The organism is Myxococcus sp. CA023, assembly GCF_010998615.1.
GTDB lineage: Bacteria > Myxococcota > Myxococcia > Myxococcales > Myxococcaceae > Myxococcus.
This window is the reverse complement of record NZ_JAAEAH010000097.1, coordinates 1-22,578: the sequence shown is the minus strand read 5'-3', so window position 1 is coordinate 22,578 and position 22,578 is coordinate 1. Positions and strand designations below refer to the sequence as shown.

At 68.4% G+C, this 22,578-nt stretch carries 14 protein-coding genes and 1 pseudogene; 2 read left to right on the top strand and 13 right to left on the bottom strand.

The window, feature by feature from the left end:
* Positions 1-80: 80 nt before the first annotated feature.
* The 13 genes from tssG to tssI all read right to left on the bottom strand — a co-directional run bounded on the left by tssG (position 81) and on the right by tssI (position 17,854).
* Positions 81-1,124 carry a type VI secretion system baseplate subunit TssG gene (gene tssG / locus F8M74_RS32310; protein WP_020478477.1) on the bottom strand — a complete coding sequence of 348 codons (1,044 nt, stop codon included), beginning with the start codon at positions 1,122-1,124 and terminating at the stop codon, positions 81-83.
* Positions 1,088-2,839: a type VI secretion system baseplate subunit TssF gene (gene tssF, locus F8M74_RS32305; protein WP_141257187.1), complete on the bottom strand. Its 1,752-nt coding sequence runs from the start codon at positions 2,837-2,839 to the stop codon at positions 1,088-1,090. The genes tssG and tssF overlap by 37 nt, the downstream gene beginning before the upstream one ends.
* 37 nt (positions 2,840-2,876) lie before the next feature.
* Positions 2,877-3,272: a type VI secretion system baseplate subunit TssE gene (gene tssE, locus F8M74_RS32300; protein ID WP_140864513.1), complete on the bottom strand. Its 396-nt coding sequence runs from the start codon at positions 3,270-3,272 to the stop codon at positions 2,877-2,879.
* Between the two features lie 83 nt (positions 3,273-3,355).
* Positions 3,356-3,847, bottom strand: coding sequence for a type VI secretion system tube protein TssD (gene tssD / locus F8M74_RS32295; RefSeq protein WP_011554795.1), 492 nt, complete (start codon positions 3,845-3,847; stop codon positions 3,356-3,358).
* 119 nt (positions 3,848-3,966) lie between these two features.
* The gene (tssC, locus tag F8M74_RS32290) at positions 3,967-5,451 is read right to left on the bottom strand and encodes a type VI secretion system contractile sheath large subunit (RefSeq protein WP_141257186.1); all 1,485 of its coding nucleotides are present in this window, start codon (positions 5,449-5,451) and stop codon (positions 3,967-3,969) included.
* 25 nt (positions 5,452-5,476) lie between these two features.
* Positions 5,477-5,971, bottom strand: a complete 495-nt coding sequence (tssB, locus tag F8M74_RS32285; protein ID WP_011554793.1) for a type VI secretion system contractile sheath small subunit — start codon at positions 5,969-5,971, stop codon at positions 5,477-5,479.
* Between the two features lie 82 nt (positions 5,972-6,053).
* Positions 6,054-8,087 (bottom strand): type VI secretion system protein TssA, encoded by a 2,034-nt coding sequence (gene tssA, locus F8M74_RS32280; RefSeq protein ID WP_141257185.1) that lies wholly within the window; start codon positions 8,085-8,087, stop codon positions 6,054-6,056.
* 15 nt (positions 8,088-8,102) lie between these two features.
* On the bottom strand, positions 8,103-9,035 hold the full coding sequence (tagF, locus tag F8M74_RS32275; protein ID WP_011554791.1) for a type VI secretion system-associated protein TagF: 933 nt from the start codon (positions 9,033-9,035) through the stop codon (positions 8,103-8,105).
* Between the two features lies 1 nt (position 9,036).
* Positions 9,037-12,729 (bottom strand): type VI secretion system membrane subunit TssM, encoded by a 3,693-nt coding sequence (gene tssM, locus F8M74_RS32270; protein ID WP_216619765.1) that lies wholly within the window; start codon positions 12,727-12,729, stop codon positions 9,037-9,039.
* Complete coding sequence (locus tag F8M74_RS32265) at positions 12,729-13,445, bottom strand: DotU family type IV/VI secretion system protein (protein ID WP_090493012.1); 717 nt, start codon at positions 13,443-13,445, stop codon at positions 12,729-12,731. The genes tssM and F8M74_RS32265 overlap by 1 nt, the downstream gene beginning before the upstream one ends.
* Before the next feature lie 15 nt (positions 13,446-13,460).
* Entirely contained in the window at positions 13,461-14,828 is a 1,368-nt protein-coding gene (tssK, locus tag F8M74_RS32260; protein WP_140799206.1) for a type VI secretion system baseplate subunit TssK, read from the bottom strand.
* On the bottom strand, positions 14,825-15,442 hold the full coding sequence (gene tssJ / locus F8M74_RS32255) for a type VI secretion system lipoprotein TssJ (protein WP_140799204.1): 618 nt from the start codon (positions 15,440-15,442) through the stop codon (positions 14,825-14,827). Before tssJ ends, tssK begins: the two co-directional genes overlap by 4 nt.
* Positions 15,443-15,589: 147 nt before the next feature.
* Positions 15,590-17,854 carry a type VI secretion system tip protein TssI/VgrG gene (gene tssI, locus F8M74_RS32250; protein WP_141257183.1) on the bottom strand — a complete coding sequence of 755 codons (2,265 nt, stop codon included), beginning with the start codon at positions 17,852-17,854 and terminating at the stop codon, positions 15,590-15,592.
* A gap of 230 nt (positions 17,855-18,084) precedes the next feature.
* Here tssI and F8M74_RS32245 point away from each other — a divergent pair, with 230 nt between their 5' ends.
* Together F8M74_RS32245 and F8M74_RS32240 are read left to right on the top strand one after the other, a co-directional pair.
* On the top strand, positions 18,085-19,923 hold the full coding sequence (locus F8M74_RS32245) for an OmpA family protein (RefSeq protein WP_140793654.1): 1,839 nt from the start codon (positions 18,085-18,087) through the stop codon (positions 19,921-19,923).
* Positions 19,924-19,950: 27 nt separating this feature from the next.
* Positions 19,951-22,578, top strand: a pseudogene (locus F8M74_RS32240) (hypothetical protein); the annotation flags it as partial.

Sequence of the window (22,578 nt, the reverse complement as noted above, 5' to 3'; positions counted from 1 at the left end):
GGAAAGCGGTGGTGGACGGTATATCGGGCGCGCCCTGGCGACGTAAATCCCCGCGCGCCGCGCCCGCCTGCTCTAACGACTCATTTCACGACGGGGACACTCATCTGCGTCTGCTGACTCAGGCCCAGCCACGTGTCCCGCCCGAGCTGACTCGGCTCCCGGCTGGAGAGCCGGAACTGGTGCTGCACGCCTTCGGTGAGCCCCAGCTCCAAATCGTACTCCAGGGGGTCCCTCACGAAGAGGGCCACCACCTCTCTCACCAGTGGCAGCAAGTCCCCTTCCTGCATCAGCCGCTTGTAGGCGCGCGGCGGCAGCGGCCGGATGTGGATTTGAATCTTCCCCGTTCGGTCGAAGGCCTTGCCGCCCAGCAGCATGTTGCGCCCCAACTGGTGGTTGGAGTGGCCCAGCCGCGCCCGGGCGTCGATGTCCACCCAGCGGCCCACGAACTGGCGCACCGACACCCGCGCGCCCTCCAGGTCGTCGCCCAGCACGTCCTCAAGCGCGACCTCCAACTGCTCGGACGTCCTCGCCCGGCTGGCCAGCAGCGGGGCGATCCGCAGAAGGCGCCAGGTCGGCAGCGTGCCCTCCAGGGCCTTCTCGTAGGTGTCGAACCCGCCCAACGCCAGCAGGCGCCGGGACCACTGGTCCGAGAAGGACGTGTCCGTCTCGCTCGTGACGCGGTACTTCGACTCGATGCGGTACAGCAGTGACAGCAGCCGGTGGTGGAACAGGTCCAGGAACTCGCGCCGCACCGGGTGGTCCGGGTCTTCCTGCGCGACCTCCTCGGCCAGGTAATGGGGCAGGGGACTCACCGCGCCCGTCAGGCCCAGGAAGCGTGTCACCACCTCGAAGAGCGGCCGCTTCGAATACGGGTCCTCCGCCCGCACCGGCACCTGGTGGAGCGTCACGGACGACACGTCGCCCGAGGGGAACCCCAGGGACGGGTCGTGCCGGAAGCGAATCATCTCCTCGTTGACGGGCCCCGCGCCGCCCACGCGCGTGGCCTGCGACGTCAGCCGCTCCAGGAACGCCACCAGGGGAAAGAAGCCCACCCGGGGCGCCAGCTCGGCCAGCTTCTGGGCCGTCTCTACAAAAGCGTCTGGGAGCCGTTCCTCGGAAGCCACGCGAACTCCGTCTGCGAGGGGTGAAGCCGGATGCTCAGCTCGTTGAAGGAGTTGATGGTGACGTGGGAGGCGAGCAGCTCCTCCAGCACGGAGCCGAAGAGGAACGAATCGCCCACGCCCATGAAGTTCTCTTCGTCCAGGTCCACGCGGGTGCGGTGACCCCGCAGCGGCGCGCCTTCCAGGAAGCGCGTCACCGGCTTCGTCTCCACCGCGCGGATGGCGTTGATGCGCAGGCGGCTGGCGCGCGCCGCCAGGTTGTCGGTGAGCGAATGGAAGTTGTACAGGTCCATCAGCCGCCGCAGCGCGGCCGCGTCCGCCAGCGAGTGCTGGTTGATGGCCAGGTGCGACAGGAGCCGCCAGTGCAGTTCGGTGCCTAGCGGCGCGCGCGCGGGCCGGCTCACCGGGGAGATGTTCTTGAACTTCGCCTGCGTGGGGCTGGCGGAGGTGGACGCCGTCAAGTCACCCACCTGCAGCCGCGAGGGCAGCGAGCGGTTGGTGCATGTCAGGTCCATGGACAGCGCTTCCTCGGCGTTGACCTCCGGCGCGATGTTCCGCGGCGTCTCCAGGGTGATGTACGTGTCGATTCCTTCGTCCAGCGGCGAAGGCGCCCGGCGCAGCCGATAGAAGGACTGCTCGGCGTCCCCACCCGCGGTGTGGGTGAACTCGTAGAAGGGCCGGTAGACGCGCCGCTCGTTGCGCCCGGCCTTCAGGCCCGTCACCGAGTCCACCGAGTAAATCTCCGCGTGGTTGGGGGGCAGGTCGGACGCGCGCAGCAGGTGCTCCCGGTCCAGCGTGCGGTGGAGGATGGGGTCCGCCGGCACGCTGAAGAGGTTCACCACGGGGGTGCAATGCAGCCGGAACATCTCCCGGTGGATGCGCGCATCCAGGGGCGGCGGCCGCTCCAGGTGGAAGGCAATCTCGAAGCGGTCCTCTTTCAGCCCGGCGGCGGCGTCCAGCCCGCGCACCTCGAAGAACAGGAACTTCTCCGGCAGCGTCAGGTACTCCTGGAGGTGCCGGTAGCCCTCGCTGGCGCGCGGCCAGGGCAGCAGCTTGAAGTCCCGGTGGAAGCCCACCGGTTGGATGGCATTCACCGGCAGCTTGATGCCGTCTCCCTGGCCAGACGCGCCGCGCACGCGCACCTGGCGGCAGTAGCGGAGCAGCCACAGCAGCACCACCGACGCGGCGGACAGGTCGGCGTGGATGAACAGGCGCAGGCCTTGCTCGCGGAACACCTCCGCGCGGCCCTGCTCCGTCGTCTGGAAATAGAGGCGCAACACCGGCGCGGTGATGGACGACCGGTCCAGGAGCGCGTCGGTGAGCTGCACCGGCAGCAGGTCCACGTCCGTGGTGGTGCGGAAGACGCAGCTGGTGCCGTCAATCGGCTGGGACGCCACCTCCGCCCCGGCGGCAAGCCGCGAGCGGCCACGCAGCGCGCGCAGGTGCGGGGTGAACTCGACGATGGTGGAGGCCGGCAGCGGGCGCAGGTAGTGCGGCAGCAGCAGTTCGGTGAGCCCGTGCACCAGCTCCGGCACGTCGTCGTCCACGCGCTCGCGGATGCGGGCCGCGAGGAACGCGAAGCCCTCCAGCAGCCGCTCCACGTCCGGGTCCGCGCCGCGCTCCACCAACAGGCCCGCGACAGAGGGGTTGGCCAGCCCGAAGGCCCGTCCCATCTCCCGCAGGTACGACAGCTCGCTCAGGTAATACTTGCTGAACATCCGCGCCCTCCGCCACGCACCCCTGGATTCACCCGGCTCACCACAGGTCCACGCGTCCGCCCGGGTGCACCTGGGTATGGAAACGCACCATGCCTCGTCGATCCCGCGTGGCCAACTGGGCGGTGATGTCGAAGCGCAGCGCCGTCGGGTCCACCGGGTCCGCGTTGTAGTGCACCACCACGCTCTTCAGGCGCGGTTCGTACTCCTGGATGGCCTGCCGGATGGACTGCGTCATCCGCGGTATCGCCGACGGGTAGGAATGGACGATGTCGTTCAGGTCCAGGATGCCGTAGCCCGGTGAGGCCACGGACTCTCCCTTGCGCGTGTTGAGGAGGTTGCGCAGGTGCTCGGCGATGGATTCAACGACGTCGCCAGGCGGGGCGAGCGTGCCGTTGCCTTCAGCGATGCGCGACAACAAGCCTCGGGAGCCCATGGATTTCCTTCAACAACGGAGTACCCCAACCCCCGGCCGCCCGCGTAGCCCACTCGCACGGACGGCCGGTGGAGGGACGGACATCAACGCTGGGTGTCCCAGGTGTCCTCGTGCGTGACGCCGCCCTGGGTGATGGTCCAGTTGATGGTGTGGAACACCAGCTGGAGGGTCTCCATCGGGGGCAGGTTGGTGCTCGCCGGCACGAAGGAGTTCGGCACCGTCTGCTGGATGGCGTTGATGCGGGCCTTCTTGATGGACACCGTGTAGAACTGCTCGGTGGTGCCGTCGCCCGTCGGGTTCGGACGGAAGAACTTGAAGGTCGCGTCGATGACCTGGTTCTCGCAGAGGGCCTTCATCAGCAGCGGCGACGACTTGTCGATGCGCTTGGTGATTTCGATGCCCTCGTACTGGCGGCGGCCCGTCGCCAGACCAGAGCCGGCCTCGCGAGCGGTGAAGACCTTCTGGCTGTACGCGACGCACTCGATGGAGTCCGCGCGGCCCAGGCTGGTCTGCGTGCTGTCACCCTTGATGTCGCTGCCGTTCGCCTTCAGGTACAGGTGTACTGATTCAGCCATGACTTCAACCTCGTCGCTTTGCGCGCGTCCGCGCGCTGGTGGACCCAGGCTCACCCTGAGCCTGGGCTTGTTGGAGCCCCTAAACTAGCTGAAATGACCGACGCCGGGTGAAACGGGCTCTACTCCTTGTCCAGCTTGCCCACGAGGGACAAGGTGAACGACGCACCCATGTACTTGAAGTGGGGGCGCACCTGCAGGCTGCAGCGGTACCAGCCCGGCTGACCCTCCACGTCCTCCACCACCACGCGCGCGGCGCGCAGGGGGCGGCGCGAGCGCACGGCGGGAGCGGGGTCGTCCATGTCGGAGATGTACTGGCTGAGCCAGTGATTGAGCTCGCGCTCCAGGTCCGACTTCTCCTTCCAGCTACCGATCTGCTCGCGCTGGAGCACTTTGATGTAGTGCGCCAGGCGGGTCATGATGAACATGTAGGGGAGCTGCGTGCCCAGGCGGTAGTTGGTCTCCGCCGCCTTGCCCTCCGGGGTGTTGCCGAAGAACCGGGGCTTCTGCGTGGAGTTGGCGCTGAAGAAGGCCGCGTTGTCGGAGTCCTTGCGGAACACCAGGCCGATGAAGCCCTCCTCGGAGAGCTCGAACTCGCGCCGCTCGGTGAGCATGACCTCGGTGGGAATCTTGGTCTGGATCTCCCCCATGGCCTCGTACTGGTGCAGCGGCAGGTTCTCCACCGCGCCGCCGGACTGGGGACCGATGATGTTCGGGCTCCAGCGGAACTTGGCGAACGAGTCCGCCACGCGGCTGGTGAGCGCCACGGAGGCGTGACCCCACAGGTAGCGCTCGTGGTGGCCCACGACGTCCTCGGTGAAGTTGAAGGCCTTCACCGGCACCGTCTTCTCACCGTAGGGCAGGCGCAGCAGGAAGCGCGGCAGCGCCAGGCCCACGTAGCGCGAGTCCTCGCTCTCACGGAACGAGTGCCACCGGGCGTACTGCGGCCCCTCGAAGAGCGACTTGAGGTCCTTCAGGTCGGGCAGCTTGAGGAAGCTCTCCTCGCCGAACACTTCCGGCGCGGCATTGCCGATGAAGGGCGCGTGCGCCATGGCAGCCACGGAGGCGCACTTGCGGAGCAGCTCCATGTCCTGCGGGCCCACGTTGAAGTCGTAGTTGGCGGAGATGATGCCGTAGGGCTTGCCACCGAAGACGCCGTACTCGTTGGAGTACACGAGCTTGTACAGGCCGCTCTTGGTGACCTCGGGCGCGTCCTCGAAGTCCTTCTGCAGGTCTTCCTTGGAGGCGTTCAGCATCTCCACGCGGGTGTTCTCGCGGAAGTCGGTGCGGTCCACCATGAACTTCAGCGAGCGCCACGAGGACTCCAGCTTCTGGAACTCCTTCGCGTGGAGGATTTCGTTGACCTGGGAGGACAGGCGCTTGTCGATTTCGGCAATCATCGCGTCGACGAGCGCCTTGTCCACGCGCTCCTCGGAGCGGTTGGGCGCCAGCATCTCGGTGATGAAGGCCTGCACGCCGCGCTTGGCGACGTCGTAACCCTCGTCCTTCGGCTTCAGCTTGGCCTCGGACAGGATTTCGTCGAGCAGGGACAGCGAGGCGTCATTGGCGACGCCCGTGGACTTCTGGGTCTGGGTCTCGTTGGCCATGGTGATTCGGTTCCCCCGGAAAGGGCTACTTGGTCTCTTCGGTCAGACCCAGTTCCTTGATGAGTGCCTTGCGTCCGTCCTCGTCGGCGAGCAGGGCCTGGAGCTTCTTGCGGAACGCCGGCAGGTTGCCCAGGGGGCCCTTGAGGGCGTTGAGCGCGCTGCGCAGCTCGAGCAGCTTCTTCAGCTCCGGCACCTGATTGACGACGCTCTCGGGCGAAAAGTCATTCAGATTCTTGAACTGGAGCGACACGTTCATCGTGGCGTTCGGGTCCGCCGAAAGCTTGTCAGCGGCGGTCAGGGTGACCTTGAGGTTCTGCTGGGCCATGACTTCGTTGAAGTTGGCCTTGTCCACGTTGATGGGCGCGCGCTGCTCCAGCGGACGGGCGTCTTCCTGACCCGTGAAGTCCCCCAGCATCAGCACCTTCAGCGGCAGCTCCACCTGCTCCTGCGCGTTGCCGGTGGCGGGCTTGTAGACGATGTTGACGCGCTCGGTAGGGGCGACGGAACTCTCTTTGCTCATCTGCGGCTTTCTCCTTGAGAACTGCGTAGAAGACGCGGGCGTCGCATGAGGGAGCGCTTCGCCGCGGTACGACGGGTGTCTTTCAAGCGCCGACGCGCAGCGTGGCGGAAGAGTCCAGCAACGCTAGACGACGATACCGGTTTCGAAATTTCACTGCCACCGGTCCAGACTCCTTTTCGGCGTCGGTTCGGGTTTGCAGCCACCCCTCCAGACACGCGGCGGCGAGCGCCGGCTCCCAGGTGTCGAGCGCGTGGGCGGAGACCTCTTCGTCCAGTGCGTCATAGACGGCGCGCGCGAGCGGCAACTGGCCCGCATTGGCACACAACCGCGCCAGCTCCAGCCGGGAGATGAAGCGGGCGCGGCCGGTGCTGGCGGCGGTGACGGCGGCCTGCAACCGGGTGACAGCTTCGTGGACGCGGCCTTCCTCCAGCAACGTGCGGGCTTCGGCTTCCAGCGCCGCGCTGTCGGCATGGACAGACGGGCCCAGCGACAGGGGCCCCAGCGCCAGGGCCGTGGACACTGACACCGCCACCACGGCGGCGGAAGTGGCGGGTGGGGGCGCGCTCGCGCGGAGGACGTGGTCGCGCAGCCAGTCTTGGGTGGCGTCATCCGTGAGCGGGCTTCCCAGGGTGGAGATGAGCGTCTCCACGCCGGTCATCCGGCGGAGCTGGATGGCCAATTCCTGTACCAGCGCGGTGCGAGCCCCGGCGTACGCGGCACCCAGTCCCTCCAGGGCGGTGGCGCTGTACCGGTGGAGCGTCAGCGTGAAGCGGTGGCGGGCCAGGGCCGACTCGGACTCGTCCAGCAACTCGCCCCAGCGCTGGTTCTGCTCCAGGGTCTCCAGCTTGGTTCGCAGCAGATCCGGCAGTGGGTGAATCTGGGTGCGGCCATTGCCATCCGCGGCGGGCGGCTGGGTCAGGTGCAGCCACAGGCCCATGCGGTTGATGCGGTAGGAGAGCGGGTCCTCGGGGCTTGCCCGGCGTAGCGCGCCCGCGGCCCCCAGCAGCGCGCCGCCCACGGTGCGCAGGAAGTCCGTGACCGCTTCCACGCTGGACAGGTCCGGGGCGGCGGGAAGCTCGGGGAGTGGCGGGACTTCGATGGCGGCGGCGCGCGGTGGGGCTGGTGTGCCGTTCGCGGAGGCGCCGCCCTGGCTGGCTGCGCTGCCTTTGGCGGTGTCCTGAGCGGTGCTGCCTTTGGCCGTGGTGGGGGCGTTCTTCGCCGTGGGATTGCCCTGGGCGGTGTTGCCTTTGCCCTGGGCGGCGCTGTTTCCAGCACCGTTGGCTTGCGCAGGTTTGCCGTTGGCGCTGGCATTGCCCGCCTCCCGAGCGGAACGGTTGCCATTGCCGTTCGTGGACGTTTCAGCGCTGTCCGGAGGCGCTCCTGGCCGCGTGGCATGCGCGGAGTCCGCCGCGCGCTCCCCGGTCTCTCCATCCTCGCCGGACGCGGTGTCCTCGTCCTGGGACGACGCACTCCCATCCGCCGGCGGCTGCGAGGCGTCTGCGTCCTCCGAGGACGCGGTGCGTTCATCCGGTACGCTCGCGGGTTCGGGCTCGGGGAGTCCGGCGCGGAGCCGGGCGATGGCATCCTGGAGCGGCCCGAACGCGGGGGCCATATCGGAGAACCGCTCGCGTGAGAGCTGGGCCAGGCGCTTCACCGCGACCGCCAGCGCATCCAGGGGCTCGGCGCTCACGGAGGCCTGGTCCACGGTGGGCAGGATGCGGCCCAGCCGGTCCACGAACCAGGCCACGGCGTTGGCCCGGCCGCGCAGCCGCTTCGCCTCCGGGAAGAGGTCCTGCCAGTAGCGCTCCGTCACCTCGGCGAGCACGGCCGTGCCGGTGGCCGCGCCGTCCAGGCCTCGCGTGGCATACAGGCCATAGGCCATGTACGAGGCGAGCCAGAGGTCCTTGGTGGTGTGCTTCAGCAGCTCGCTGGCGCCCTCGACGACGTCATCCCAGCGCACGGCGTTGCTGGCCGGAGACTCCAACTTCGCGACTTCCAGCGCGACGGCCTCGTAGGCGGGCTCGTGCTTCGCCTGCACGCCGGCCGGGGACGCCCCCGGTACGGGCTCGGCCCAGGGGAGGGCACGTTCGCGAAGCTGTTCCAGGGTGGGAGGCATAGGCGTGGCGGGGCTTCAGCGCGAAAGCGTCTGCAACAGCTGTTCCAGGGTGGTGGACGGTGCGTCGATGACCTGTCGCGCCGAGGCCGTGAGGCCCTTGCGCGCGTTGTCGATGGCGGCGGGGCGCTCGGTGCGCAGCGGCCACACCTGGGCGCCCGGACGGCTGGGCTGGGCCAGCGCGAGGAAGAGGGCAGGGGAGGCCGCTCCCAGGCTGATGAGCAGCCGGGGCTTCTCGCCCTCGGACCAGAAGAAGGCGGGCGGCTGGTGCGTCCACTTGAGCAGCCGCGAGGACAGCTCCAGCCAGGCCACCGGTCCCACGCGCGTGGTCAGCGGACAGTCCAGGGTGACGCCAGCCGGTGACTGCTCCTTGCCGCGCTCGCCCGCGCATGCGGTGAGGAAGGTGTGCAGCGCGTAGTAACGCCCACCTTCCGGCGTGCCCTCCACCACTGGGCCCAGCAGGTCCACGGTGTGGTGGTCCGCCAGCACGGCGTTGAGCAGCCGCTTCGCGAGGCTGTAGTCCCCCGGCCCCGGCAGGGGCAGCGCCGCTACGCGCTCCAGCAGCTGTGGCACCTCCAGCTCCGCGGCGGACTGGGCCAGCGCACCGGCGGCGCGCAGGAAGGGCTGGTACGCCTCCGGCGTCAACGCGAGCCGCGAGGCCGTCTCCGCCGAAGACACCTCGGTGAAGACGGCCAGGGGGAATGCCCGGCCCACACTGTCCTGGCTGGGCGCCATCAACCCCACCAGCGCCTGCTTCTGGCCAGGCGCGGTGAAGACGAAACAGACGGGCTCGGCGGGCAGGTCCACCCGGGCTCTTCGCGAACGCTCCACGCCCGCTTCCATCCAGCCGTAGAGCTGGAGGGCCAGCGGGGTGGCCGCGTTGTGGCGGATGAACTCGGCCTGTCGGGGCGTCTTGCCCAGCAGGCCGATGCGCGGCGACTGCACTGCCATGTCAGTGAACCCCATCCGCCGCGATGGCCTGCGGCGCGCACTCGCCCTTGCGCGCGATGCTCGTCGGTGGCTGCAACCCCGGGTCCCGGAAGATGGCCAGCAGCTTGGACGTGTTGCCCGACATCCCGAAGAACGGGTTGGCGGTGCGCTCCGGACGGAAGTCGATGGAGACCAGCGCGCCATTCATCTCCTCGATTTCCCACGTCGCGGTGAAGTAGCGGCCGTCCGCGCTGGGCTCGATGCGCTTGACGCGCTCCAGCAGGCGGAACAGGCCCCAGTCACCCTCGGCCTCCAGCGTCGTCTCCGTGGAGCCATCCGCGCTCTGCACGGTGATGCGAGCGCCGAGCTTGCCTGCCTGACCGGGCCAGATCATCGGCTTCCACACCGTGTCCGGGCCGTTGCGGTACGTCTCGTCCGTACCGTCGAGCGTCAGGGTGATGGATGAAATCTGCGACGCCATGCCGTCCGCGGAGACGCCCGGGCGCAGGCGCACCTGGAAGCGGACCAGCGGGTCCACCGTGTCGCCGCCGGGGAAGAGCGTGGTGGAGAGCGCGCCCGTCTTCTCCAGGAAGCCGAGCAGATCCGGCCGGTACATGACCCCGCCCGACGAGGTGAACTCCCACCGGCGTCCGGTGGCCACCACGTCCTCCAGGAGCTGCTCCTTGACGAACTTGCGCACCAGGCCGCCTTCGGGGCGCAGGAACTCCGCGACCTCGGGCAGCGGCGCGTCCGCCTGCGACGCGCGGTCGAACGGATACTTGCCCTTGAAGGCGCTGCTCCACGCCATCACCACCTGGTCCTGCCACAGCTTGCTCTTGTTGCAGGCCACGCCCACGAACACCACCGAGCGCATCTCCTGGAACGGCGGCAGCAGCAGCCGCTCGAAGATGGCGACGTTGTCCGTCTGCTTGCGGACCATCATCTCCACGTTGTTGCGGGTGGACTCAATCTTGTCCAGCAGCAGGCCGGACTCGGCCGGCTTGTCCTTCACCGCCAGCAGCGTCGTCTGGACGGTGGCCAGCTGGTCCTCGTACGAATCCAGCGCCGTCAGGGACTCCTCGCCGTCCTCCGTCTTGGAGGTCTCCGTGGCGAAGCGGATGAGCGAGGCGAACTCGCGCTCCAGGTCGCGGGCCGTGACTTCCTGGGCGCCGGAAGGTGAGTTGGCGTTCAGCAGCTCGCGTTTCTGCGGCACGTCCTTCCCGGGCTCCGAGCCGAACAGCTTCCCCGCCTTGGCCAGGAAGCCCGTGTCGGCCTCCGCCGCCTTGGCGTCGCGCTTGTCGAGCACCACGTTGTACGTGAGCGCGCGGAACAGCCGCCCGTAGGGCTTGGGCTTGCCGCGCGTCAGGTTCGTCAGCAGGCTCTCCATCTGCGTCAGGTTCTCCGGTGCCTGCACGCGGATGGAGCCGAGGAAGTCCTTCCACTCCTGGGTGTAGGCCTCGAAGTAGCGGGTGCGCAGCTCGCGCCGCGAGCTCACCGTGTCCACCTTCTCATCGCGGTCCAGCACCCACGACTGCTGGTCCTGGAAGGCCAGGTCCAGCCGCTCGCGGATGACGTCGTCGTAGGCCTTGCGCGTGAAGGCGCCCCGCACGCGCGAGGAGGCGCTCATCTGCGGCACCGAGCCCACGAGCTGCTCCAGCGTCACGTCCGGGTACGCGCCGCTCATGTTGGCCACCAGTTGCGCCAGCTCCAGCCGCACCAGGGGCACGTTGTTGAGCGAGCGGCGCGCCGACTGCACCACGCCGGTGACGCGGCCGAAGGCGATGCGCTGCTCGCGCGCCGGCTTCTGCTCCTCGGGGAGCATCTGCTCGTTGGCGAGCATCAGCAGGAACGTCTCCGCGTGGTTCGCCACCGCCCGCTCGTCCACCGCGTCGCCCCGCACGCGCTTCCAGTGCTTGACGATTTCGTCCTGGAGCCACTTGCGCTGCAGTTCGTCCAGCTCCGGCTCGCGCGGGTCGCGGGGCGTCGTCACCAGCAGGTACATCTTCAAGTCGTCGAAGTACTGGCGGTACGCGTCGAAGTGCTTGCTGTAGTCCTCGTCGCTGCGCACCGTCAGCAGGTCGGGGTTCTTCCCGAAGCTGTCCAGGCGCTGCTGGATGAGCTCGAACTGCTTGCCGAGCAGCACCCGGCGCAGCGCCGCGTTGTAGAACTGGCGCGCCTGCGGCAGCAGCTTCTGGCCCTGGTAGAGGCCGAAGCGCATGAACACGGGCGCGCTGCCTTCCTCGTACTCCGTCAACTCCTGGAGCCGGTTTCGCAGCGGAATCAGGTCCTCGACGCGCCGGATGTCGTCGCGTGGGTCCAGATTCACACTGGTGATGGCCTCGGTGACGGCCTCCGCCATGTTGCGGTTCTTGAAGAAGGACACCGTGGGCAGCGACAGCAGCAGCACCGTGGCGGCGGAGGCCGCGCTGGCCAATATCATCCGCTGGCGGCGCACCCGCGCCTCCTCCAGCGAGCTGCGCACCGCCACCTGCTGGTCCTGGAACATCACCTTGGTGAAGACGTCCCAGAGGAAGTAGCTGCGGCCGTCCGTGGCGCCATCCGTCTGCGCCCGGCCGTTGGTGCTGCCGAACATTTCCGCCGCGGACGGGGACACCTTGTCCACCGGGCGCAGCTCCTGCGTGCCGCTGTTGAAGTACAGGCCGCGGAAGACGGGCGTGTCCTGGAACACGTTCTCCAGGAAGAGCGGCTGGAGGAACTCCGCCAGGTTCTTCCGGAGCGCGTCGAACTTCTGCGGGAAGCCGTAGATCTTCTCGCGCGTCTCCAGCCGGCGCTCCTGGCCCAGCCGGCGCAGCGAGCGCTGCTCCAGCACGGAGAGCATCTGGTCGAAGCGCTCGCGGAACAGGTCCGTGCTCGCCTCGCGCTGCTGCTCCAGTGGCACGGTGAAGCCCCAGATCTGCCCGCGCTCCACGCGCGACAGGTCGGAGAACATCTCCACGAAACCGGGCAGCAGGTCGCACTTGGTGATCATCACGTACACCGGCACCAGCATCTTCAGCCGGGTCGTGATTTCATCCAGGCGCTCGCGGATGGTCTGCCCCATCTCCCCCACGGCCTGCGGGTCCGCGTTCAGCAGTTCGCTGACGCTGATGGCCACGATGAGGCCGTTGATGGGACGGCTGGGGCGGTGCTTCGCCACCGTGTCCAGGAAGGCCAGCCACTCCGGCCGGTCCTCCTCGGCGCTGGTGTAGCGGCCGGCCGTGTCCAGCAGGACGGCCTCGTTGGTCAGCCACCAGTCGCAGTTGCGCGTGCCGCCCACGCCGCGCACGCCGCCGCGCGCGGAGAGATACGGGAACTTCAGCCCGGAGTTGCGCAGCGCGGTGCTCTTGCCGGCGCCCGGAGGACCGACGATGAGGTACCAGGGCAGCACCGCCAGCGCGTCCTTGCCGCCGCGCGCCAGCTTGGAGGCCTTCAGCGCCTCCACCGCCTTGGTGAACTCCGACTGCATGGCCTTGATTTCAGGCTGCAGGTCCGGCCGCACGGTGGTGGCCTGCTCATCCGCCTGCGCCGCCAGTGCGCCCTCCAGCTTCTTGGCGGCGGCGCGCGCGCGGATGCGCTTGACCAGCCACACCACGCCGGCGGCCAGCAGGCCCGCGAGCGCGGCGACGATGGCCGCCTGCTGCATGGAGAGGCCCAGGTAGGTCATCAGGGCGAACATCGGCGCGCCGATGCCCAACAGCGGTAACAGGTACGCCATCACTGCGCCCCTCCCGCTGCCTGCGTCTGGCTGGCGCTCGTCGCCGTGTTGCGGGCCGCGTGGACCTCGATGCGGCTTCTCAGCTCACCGACCTTGTCGTTGAGGAAGAACTGCAGCACGCCGTAGAACAGGACGGCCACCGCGAGCGCCCCGGCGGAGATGCCCACCATTGACGCCTTCTTGCGCTTGGAGAGCAGCGATTCGGTGGGCCGGTCCCCGTGCGGCGACAGCACGTCGAAGTCGAAGGGCCGCGCGCGCTCCAGGTCCTTCTGCACCGTGTCGATGAGCGTCATCAGCTCCAGCTCGCCGCCGCGGATGCGGTAGCGGCCCTGGAAGCCGAAGAGCATGCACAGGTAGTAGACCTGCAGCACCTCGTGCCGGTGCGGGTCCTTTCGCACGGTGTTGAGGCGCGCGAAGAAGCCGTCGCCGGCGACGTTCTCGTTGAAGTAGTGGAGCTGGAGGGGCATCCAGAGCTGTCGGTACTCCTCCGGGCGGCCCAGGACGACCTCGTCGATGAGCGCCACCAGCGCGTAGGCCATGTCCTGGGCATCCTGATGGCTGAAGCCCAGCACGGCGGCGCGGCGCAGCGTTTCGTCCACCACGCCGCGCAGGCGGTGGTGCAGCGTCTCGGGCGGGGGCACCGCAGAGGCTTCGGAGCCGCGCAGCTGGATGGCGGCGTCGAAACAATCCTTCGTGGCTTCGGTGACTCGGTCCATGGGCGGCTCGGGGCGTCAGCGATTGGCGGTGGGAACCGCGAGCAGTTCCACGGTCGTTCGGCTCGCGTCGAACGGCTGCGGGAGGTAGATGGCGAGGTTGCGGTCCCGCATCACGTTCCTCCAGTAGCCGTCATTCATGGAGAGGCTGAAGTAGACGGTGCCCGGCTGTACGGGGACTTCGGGCGGCGGCCGGTACGTCACCGCCAGCGGCACGCCGGGCGCGGCGGCCTGCACCAGCGCGCGGATGTCCTCCCAGGCGGCCACCTTCGACAGCTTGGGAAGCTGCTCGGCCACCACCCGCTCCGGCAGCTCGCTGCGCACCGCGAGGATGAAGTGGCCGCAGCGCTCCAGCCGGTCGTCCTCCAGCCGGCCGCGGAACATGCCGTCTGCGCCCGCTGTCAGGTCCACCGACAGGCACTGCTCCAACGCCACCGAGCGCATCAGCTCGGAGAGGCGGCGGAACAGCTCCTCGAAGGTGGCGCGCAGGTTGGTGAACTGGAAGGTGGGCAGCGTGGACGGGTCCGCGCTGACGGAGAAGGTGCACAATTGCCCCGCGCACTGCGCCAGCGCCAGGTACAAGTCCCTGGGCCGCAGGTTGCCCGCGTCCAGCGCGTGCTGGAGGAAGGGGATGGTGCCGTTGAGCGCGTTGAGCTCCAGGAAGAGCGTCACGTCGCCCGCGGTGAACTCCAGCGCCGAGGCGTCCCGGTGCCGCCGCCGCGAGGACAGCTGCCGCTGCTTGGACACCAGCAGCCGCAACATCGTCCGCAGCTCGTTCATGATGAACGGGGACGCGTCGATGCGCAGGCACGGCGGGATGAAGGACTCCACCAGCGTCAGGTTGCCGGAGCGGTCGCGGGACAGCTCGCACAGCTTGATGGACTCGAAGTCGTCGCGCGGCTCGGTGCCGAACAGCAGCCGCACGTTGCGCTGACCGAAGGCCACCTGCGAGATGGAGGTGGAGGCCGTCAAATCACTGACGGGGCGGGAAGCGGGCGTGTAGCGCGGGCTGCTGCCCAGCCGCTCCCCGCTGCCGAAGCTCTCCACGCCGCTGCGTTCGCGCGGCACGCCCAGGTACACGTCCAGGGTGCGCTGGGCGGGCGGGAAGTAGCCATCCGCGGGCCTCGCGGGCGGCGCCTCCGCATCTCCGGACTCGAAGGAGACCGGCAGCCCGTCGGGGAGGATGCCGGTGAAGTGGGTCAGCTGCACCTGGCCGGCGCGCAGCGCCTCCATGTCGAACTCCAGGGCCACGACGCCCCAGGGATACGGTTCGAGCGAGGCCAGCCGCTGATCCAGCAGTTGCTCGTGGTAGAGGTCCTGCTGCTGGAGGTGGTGGGGGCTCATGAACATGCCCTCCGACCACACGACTCGCTGCACGGACTTCATACACCTCTCCGCGGCGACACGCCGTCGCCTGCTTGGGGTTGGAGTCGAGGCTCCGGCGCCTGCGTCATGGGCCGGAACATCAGGTCAATCTGATAGCCTTGCAGCCGGTAGCGGAAGACCTCGTCTCCCGGCTTCGGGTCGCCCTGGTCACCCGCGGGGCGCTCCACGCAGCGCGCTTCCTCCACCACGGGGAGCGCCGCCACCGTCCGCCACGAATAGCCCAGCGGCTGCCGGAAGTGCCCCATGGCCAGGACGAAGCGGGCCTTGGGATCACGCTGCACCCAGCGCTTCACCTGGCGGCCGGGCGGAATCACCAGCTCGGCCACCTGGAGCAGGTCCTCCTTGAGGAACTCCTCCGGCTTGCCCCACATGTCCTTGAAGCCCGCGCGCTCCAGCCGGACGCTGTCCTTGAGCTGGACGATCTGCACCACGGTGGGCAGCGAGCGCCCGCGCGCGTCAGGATTGAGCTGCTCCGACGCATCCACCACCACCTGGAACGGCGGCGGCGTCTCACACGCCTGGGGCACACGCTTTACGCAGCCCGCGCTCCCGCTCAAGGCGGCCGCGAGCGCGATGACCACACCCCACCGAAGGTTCCGGCCGGCACGCTTCACCCGACCGGCGCCTGTGTGTCCTAGCGCCAAGATTCGCATTCCTTGAAAGAGCGCACGGGTCCTTACAACTTCCGTGCGAAGCGTAAACTGCCAGACAGGACGGACAGGATTCAAGCCACCCCCCAGATGGCGGTTCCCTGTTTGCTCCTAGTTCTCGGAAATCTTGGAGCCCTTGATGACGACGTCGCCCGACGCGGTGACCTCGATCTTGGCGCCCTTGATGACCACGTCCCCGTTCTTCTTCACCTGGAGCGTGGCGGAGCCGACCTTGAGGGTGAACTGCTCCTGGGCAACCAGTGAGATTTCCTTGGCGGACAGTGTGTAGGCGTCCTTGGCGGCGTGGTTCACCTTGCCGGCCACGCTGACCAGCATGTCCTTGTCTACCTTGAGCGTGCGGGACTTACCCACCTCTTCGGAGAGGTCCCCGCCCACCTGGAGCGTGCGGGCGCCCTTGACCGTCTCGGACTTCTTGGCGCCGACGACCTCCACCTTGGCGCCGCCCACCTGTTCGGACTTGAGGCCGCCCACCAGTTCGTTGAAGGCGGCGCCCACGGTGACGGCGAGCGCGCCGCCCACGTTGAGCATCTTCCCCAGGGCCACCGTCTCCGCGGAGGCCATGGCCACCGTGAGGGCCTGGTTGCCGCTGACGCTGATGGACTGGTCCCCGGCCACCGCTTCGGTGTGGTTGCCGCCCACGGTGGTGGAGCGGTTCTGCGTGACGGCCAGCGTCTGGTTGCCGGTGACGGTGCTGTCGTCGTTCTTCTTCACCAGCAGGGCCTGGTTGCCCTCGACGACGCGGGAGCGGTCCTTGCGCACCAGCAACGTCTCGTTGCCGCGGACCTCCTGCGTCTTGTCGTTCTCCACGACGATGTTGAAGTCCTTCTGCGCGTGCAGATAGACGAGCTCGCTGCCGGCCGCGTCCTCGAAGCGCAGCTCATTGGAGCCCGCGCCGCCGGGGCTGGAGCTGGAGCGCAGCGTGCTCTGCGTCTTGTTGCCGGGCAGGTCGATGGGCGTCGGGTTCGCCCCGTTGTAGACGCTGCCGGTGACGATGGGCCGGTCCGGGTCGCCCTCGAGAAACTCGACGACGACCTCATGGCCGATGCGCGGCAGGTACAGGGCGCCCCAGCCCGGGCCCGCCCAGGCCTGGCTGACGCGAATCCAGCAGGAGCTCTTGTCGTTGTTCTTGCCCTCGCGGTCCCAGTGGAACTGGACCTTGATGCGGCCGTGCTCGTCGGTGTGGATCTCCTCGCCGCTGGGGCCCACCACGATGGCCGTTTGCGCGCCGGGAATCACCGGCCGGGGCGTCACGCGCGGCGGGCGGAAGGGCACCTCCGCGGGCTGGAGGAGGAACTCGTTGCGGTAGTCCTCCCGGCTGCGCAGCGAGCCCTGTTCGATGCTCAGCGCCTCCGACTGGTGGCCCAGGTGCCGCACGGAGACGGGCAGGTACTTGCGGTTGGCGGCTTCGTCCGGGTGCTCCGCCAGTTCGAAGGAGTGGCCCACGCAGATTCGGCGGCTGTAGCTGGCGCCCGTCACCGTCTCCGCCCGAGCGCGCAGCTCCTCCAGGCGCACCTTCGCCAGGCTGCGGCCGGGCGCGGGCTCTTCATAGCGGCCGGGGTAGTCGTAGATTTCGAGCGCGGCCTCTCCGTTCTCCGCCTCGGAGCTGGTGCCCAGGTCCTGGGCGGGGCGCAGGAAGTTGTAGTCGCGCAGGGCCACGGCGCCGGGCTGCACCTCCATGCGGGAGACCAGTTCGTGGACGTACTCCTGCGAGGCGACCATCTGGCTGCGCTCGCGGAAGACGAGCTTGGATTCGCCCTGCATCGCGGGATTGGCGGAGGCGCCGTCGCCAATCACCATCATGTGGGCGTCCTCGCCGTGCTCGAAGAAGTAGAAGATGCCTTCTTCCTCCAGGAGGCGGGACACGAAGTCGAGGTCGGACTCGCGGTACTGCACGCAGTAGTCGCGCTTGGGGTACTCGCCGGTGAGCGCCAGCCGGTGCTCCACCTTGGCCTCATCCAGCACCTTGTGGACGATGTCCGGGACGGTCATCTCCTGGTAGATGCGGCTCTTGCGGCGGTGGCGGAGCGTCCACAGCCGCGGCACCACGGTGGCGCGGTAGCGGCGACGCTCGGGGCCGCTGCCTTCATCCCACCGAGACATGCGCGACACGATGCCGTGGAAGAAGCGCGCGGTGCCGTCTCCGAGCATGACGGTGAGCCGGGCGTCCTGACCCAGCAGCGCCTTCTCATCCACGTCCACGTCCGGCCGGGCGGCCAGTGCCACCTCCACCGCGTAGGGCTGGGACAGCGTCTCCTCGGCTTCAAAGCCAAGGACGGCCAGCTCCCCGGCGGTGAAGGACCCTGCCTGGAACTCGAACTCAGCCTGGTTGGCTTTCAAGGCGGCGTTCGCGATCATCCACAGACCCCCAGCGCGGGGCCTCGTCCATAGGATTGGGCCCGTTTGTGGTGCGGCAGCATGCCACGAATTGGCGTACCAGGGGGGCCTGACACGAAATTTTCATTGCCGGCGTGCGCTGACGCTGGGGCCACCCCATTCCAGGTCGGACTTCGGTGTAGAGTGGAAAAGGGGGGCTGGCTTGAAACTGCGGGTCTTCCCGGGGTACCCAGACGGCTTCGGGGAGAACCATGAGAAGAAAAGAGCTCCTGCACCGCGGGCTCGCGCTTGCACTCGCGCTGACGTCCCTGTCCGCCGGGGCGCAGGATGCATCGCCCCTCCAGCGCGGTTTCGATCTGGAGCGCTTGGAGCTGAACCCCGGGGCGGAAGGCTCGCTCCTCGTGGGGCTCGGTGAGCTCCTGCCCAAGGGACATTACCGCGCGACCGTCCTGGCACACTACGCCCACAACCCGCTGCTCTTCGTCGACACGGGCCGTGAGCTGGCGGTGGTCGGGAATCGGGCCACCGCGCATCTGGCCGCCGCCTATGCGCCGTTGGCCTGGCTTCAGGTCGGGCTCCAGGTGCCGCTGGTTGCCTTTCAAGGTGGGGATACCCTGCTCATGCAGGAGCGGAACATCGCCGCGCCCGCGAGCCAGGCCCTGGCGACGCCCCTGGTGAGCGGGCGGTTTGGCTTGTTGCGGCAGGAAGTGCATGGCGGCGTGGACCTCGCCGTGGAGCTGGGCGTGGGATTGCCGTTGGGCTCACGGGATGCGTTCTCACGGGATGGAGATTCGCTGCGCTTCTCGCCGAAGGTGATGGTGGGGCGCCACTTCGGCTTCATCCGGGCGGGGGCGGAGGTCGGGTACACGCGGCGGCCCCGGTTGTTGTTGACGGAGAAGGAAGGCGACCTCGAAGACGAGGTGGGCGAGGAGCTCCGGGTGGGCCTGGCGCTCGCGACCACGGGGCGGCGGACGCGGTGGGAGTTCAACGTGCGGGGCATGGTGCCGCTGACCAACCAGCCCGCCTCCGTGGAGCTGCTGCCGGGCGGTCGCTACCTGGTCAACTCCTCCTTGGAGGTGTTCGGGCTGGTAGGTATTGGCGTGGGCTCCGCGCCGGGAACGCCGCTGTTCCGGTTGATGGTGGGCGGTTCCTTCGGCCAGGTGACGCCGCCGCGCGGCCCGGGCGAGTCGTCCGTCATGTGCGAGATGGGACTCCCGCCGGAGGTGAAGGTCGTGGAGTGCCCCGACCTCGACGAGGACGGCGATGGCGTGCGCAACACTGATGACAAGTGCCCCCTGGTGGCGGGTGACGTGGCGCGCAGCGGCTGCTCCGCGCAGGACACCGACGGCGATGGCATCGAGGACATGCTCGATGGTTGCCCGTTGGAGCCGGGACCCGCGGCGCGGCAGGGCTGCCCCACTCCCGACGAGGACAGGGACGAGGTCCCGGACGAAATCGACAGCTGTCCCACGGACCCGGGACCCGCGGACAATCGCGGTTGCCCGATTCGGGACACCGACGGCGACGGCATCGACAACGACAAGGATGAGTGTCCCAGCGAGCCGGGGCCCGCGGAGCGCAATGGCTGCCCCGAGTCGGATTCGGACAAGGACGGCGTCCCCAACCGTGTGGACAGCTGTGCCAACGAGCCCGGCGACGCGAAGAACCTGGGCTGCCCGCTGCATGTCCTTCCCCTGGTGGAGCTGCGGCCGGACCGCCTGGTGGTGATGGGCAAGGTGTTCTTCGAGCCCGCGCAGGCACGCGTGCAGAGCCGCTCCTTCGAAGTGTTGGACTGGGTGGCGAAGGTCATCAATGAGCACCCGGAGATTCCGTCCGTCGTCGTGGGCGCGCACACGGATGACCGTGGCTTCCCGGACGCGAACCGCCGGCTGTCGCAGGGCCGCGCGGAGTCGGTGCGTCAGTACCTCATCACCAAGGGCGTGGAGCCGGGCCGGCTGCAGTCCGTGGGCTTTGGCCAGGACCGCCCCATCGATAGCAATGCGACCTCCAACGGCCGCGAGAACAACCGCCGCGTGGAGTTCCTGCTGGTGGTTCCCGAAAAGGAGAAGACGGGCACCCCCCGTCGCTAAGCCATGGGCCATCCAAAGAGGGGCGTCTTGATGAAGGGCACGGGGCTCAAGGCGGCGCTCGCGGCGGGCGTGTTGTTGAGCGCCATTGTCGCGGTGGCTGGGCCGGACACGTTCTTCCTGGGATTGGGCAGCGATGGCTTGACGGTCCCGTCCGCCCAGAACCAGCCCACGGAGGTGCAGGTCAATACCTACGCCCCGGTGATTGCCATCACGACAACGAGCGAGGGGCGTCCTCAACTGATGCTGGGCAACCGGCGCCAGGGCAACGCTGCCTCCAACTTCGCCAACGACCGATTGGTGATGGTGCTCCAGACAACGGGCATCACCCCGACCGAGGTCCCCGATGAGGCGTTCGAGCAGGACACGCTCGAGTTGGGGAACAGCGCGGTGGGCCGGTGGGAGTTGGGAACGATTACGGGCTTCAACAGCACCACGGGGGCGCTGGTGCTGTCACAGCCGCTCAAGTACAGCTACGCTCCTGACGCCACACAGGTCATTCTCGTTCCCCAGTACACCTCCGTCACCGTCGCGGACGGCGCGCGTATCGAGGCGTTGCCTTGGGATGGCGCGTCGGGCGGCGTCGTGGCGTTCCTGGCTCAAGAGGGCATCCAACTCAATGGCACGGGCGTCATCAGCGCCGCGTCGGCCGGATTCCGTGGCGGCGTGTTCACGCGTGAAGAAGTCGAAGACGACCCTGCGGAGGGGTGTGACCGAACCGATGACGGGGCCGGGGACTTCCGGCTAGGGATGAAGGGGGAGGGGCTGTCGACCACGCGCTACACCGGGGCCGGGGCCCTTCGAGGCCTCAGGAACTTCACCCATGGCGGCGGCGGCGGCGTGTGCAAACAGTCTGGCGGCGGTGGTGGCGGCAACGCGGGTATGGGCGGATTGGGGGGCAGGTCGATGGACGGCAGCCGGAGCATGGGCGGGCGTGGTGGCACGTCTCTGAGCTATTCACCGCTCGACCACCTGACGTTCGGCGGTGGAGGCGGCAGCGGTCAGGGACACACGGCGACCGCTCCGGCTCCCAACGGTGGACGGGGAGGCGGGATTGTCTTCCTTCGCGCGGCCAGCCTGTCAGGTGGCCGGGTCGATGCGTCTGGCGCGTCCGCCGCCGAGAGTTCGGACAGTGGCGGCGGTGGTGGGGCGGGTGGCTCCATCTCCGTCCGCTTGACGGAGACCTGCAGCACCACCGCTATCGTGGCGAACGGTGGCAACGGAGGTGATGTCGATAGTGTGCAGTCGGGGACGGTGAACGCCGCGGGCCCGGGCGGTGGCGGCGGTGGTGGACGTGTCCTGCTTCAGGCGGGCGCTTCGTCGACCTGTCCCATCTCGGTCGACAGTGGCGTGGCGGGGCTGACCTCGGACGATGGCGAGGCGCCGGTGGCTCGGGGGGCGATGCCTCCTGCATCGTCCATCCGGCTCCCTCCCTACGTCGGCTCGGTCACCTTCCTGGTGGGCGGTATGCCCGAGGTGATTGCCGCGCCGGAGCTGACCATCGCGAACGCACTGGTGAAGACCACGTCTCCGCTGGTGACAGGAACCGGAGCGCCTGGGGCCGGGCTGTTGATCTATCGGAACCGTCCCGGCCAGGCCTCGGTGCAGGAGTTCTTGGTGCGCACCGTCATCGGTGCGAATGGGACATACGCCGTGAACGTCCCTCTTCAAGAGGAGAGCAACACGCTGAAGGCGGCCGTGGAGCGCCAGGGTTTGCAGGGGAGTTACAGCACGGATTTGTCTGTCACCGTGGACACCCGCCCACCGGATACACGCGCCTCTACGAGCCTGTCGTTCCCGACCAATGCCGATGAAATCACCTTCACCGTCGAAGGAGATGAGGCAGAGGGCCAGCGATGCGATAACGCGGCGACCCGCCCCTGCACGCTGCAGTGCCGGCTCACGCGGCCTTCTCAGCCCACGCCAGCCTTCAGCCCCTGCACGTCCGTTTCCAGTCATGACATCTCAGCGGCCGGCGGCACCTACCGGTTCGAGGCGAGGGCGATCGATGCCGCGACGAACGAGGACCCGACGCCCGCCGTCATTGAATTCGTGGTGGACCACGACTCACCGGATGTGAGCATTCGCTCGACGAATCCAGCGCCTCCGGTGTCCATGTCTCATTTGGACATTGCTGCGTTTGGTTTTGATTCGAATGCCAGTGATTTGGACCGCTTCGAGTGCAGACTGGGCGTGGCGGTTCCTCCCGAGGAAGACCCGGAATACGGCGCGTGGGCGACGTGCCCGGCGAACCATGTCCTGTCCGGGCTCCTGCACGGGCACGGCTACACGTTGGAGGTGCGCGCGGTGGACCGTGCCGGGAATCAAAGTCCCGAGGATACGCACCCGTGGACGGTGGACCTGGTGGCGCCCGACACGGAGTTCACCGATGCGTTGCCGGAGGTGACGTCACAGAACGTGCCGTTCGCATTCGGTAGCGACGACACGGACGTGGTGCGCTTCGAGTGCAGCCTGGATTCGGCGCCCTTCGCGACGTGCACCTCGCCCTTCACGCCTGTCACTCCGCCGGTGGACGGGACGCACACGTTGCAGGTGAGGGCGGTGGATGAAGCGGGCAACGTGGACCCAACGCCCGCGATGCATACCTGGGTGGTGGACACGGACGGGCCTCCGGCGACGATTCGACTGGGCCCGCCG

Coding starts and splice junctions, on each gene's coding strand:
- tssF (WP_141257187.1), bottom strand. CDS start 2,839: ATGTTCAGCAAGTATTACCTGAGCGAGCTGTCGTACCTGCGGGAGATG.
- tssE (WP_140864513.1), bottom strand. CDS start 3,272: ATGGGCTCCCGAGGCTTGTTGTCGCGCATCGCTGAAGGCAACGGCACG.
- tssD (WP_011554795.1), bottom strand. CDS start 3,847: ATGGCTGAATCAGTACACCTGTACCTGAAGGCGAACGGCAGCGACATC.
- tssC (WP_141257186.1), bottom strand. CDS start 5,451: ATGGCCAACGAGACCCAGACCCAGAAGTCCACGGGCGTCGCCAATGAC.
- tssB (WP_011554793.1), bottom strand. CDS start 5,971: ATGAGCAAAGAGAGTTCCGTCGCCCCTACCGAGCGCGTCAACATCGTC.
- tssA (WP_141257185.1), bottom strand. CDS start 8,087: ATGCCTCCCACCCTGGAACAGCTTCGCGAACGTGCCCTCCCCTGGGCC.
- tagF (WP_011554791.1), bottom strand. CDS start 9,035: ATGGCAGTGCAGTCGCCGCGCATCGGCCTGCTGGGCAAGACGCCCCGA.
- tssM (WP_216619765.1), bottom strand. CDS start 12,729: ATGGCGTACCTGTTACCGCTGTTGGGCATCGGCGCGCCGATGTTCGCC.
- F8M74_RS32265 (WP_090493012.1), bottom strand. CDS start 13,445: ATGGACCGAGTCACCGAAGCCACGAAGGATTGTTTCGACGCCGCCATC.
- tssK (WP_140799206.1), bottom strand. CDS start 14,828: ATGAAGTCCGTGCAGCGAGTCGTGTGGTCGGAGGGCATGTTCATGAGC.
- tssI (WP_141257183.1), bottom strand. CDS start 17,854: ATGATCGCGAACGCCGCCTTGAAAGCCAACCAGGCTGAGTTCGAGTTC.
- F8M74_RS32245 (WP_140793654.1), top strand. CDS start 18,085: ATGAGAAGAAAAGAGCTCCTGCACCGCGGGCTCGCGCTTGCACTCGCG.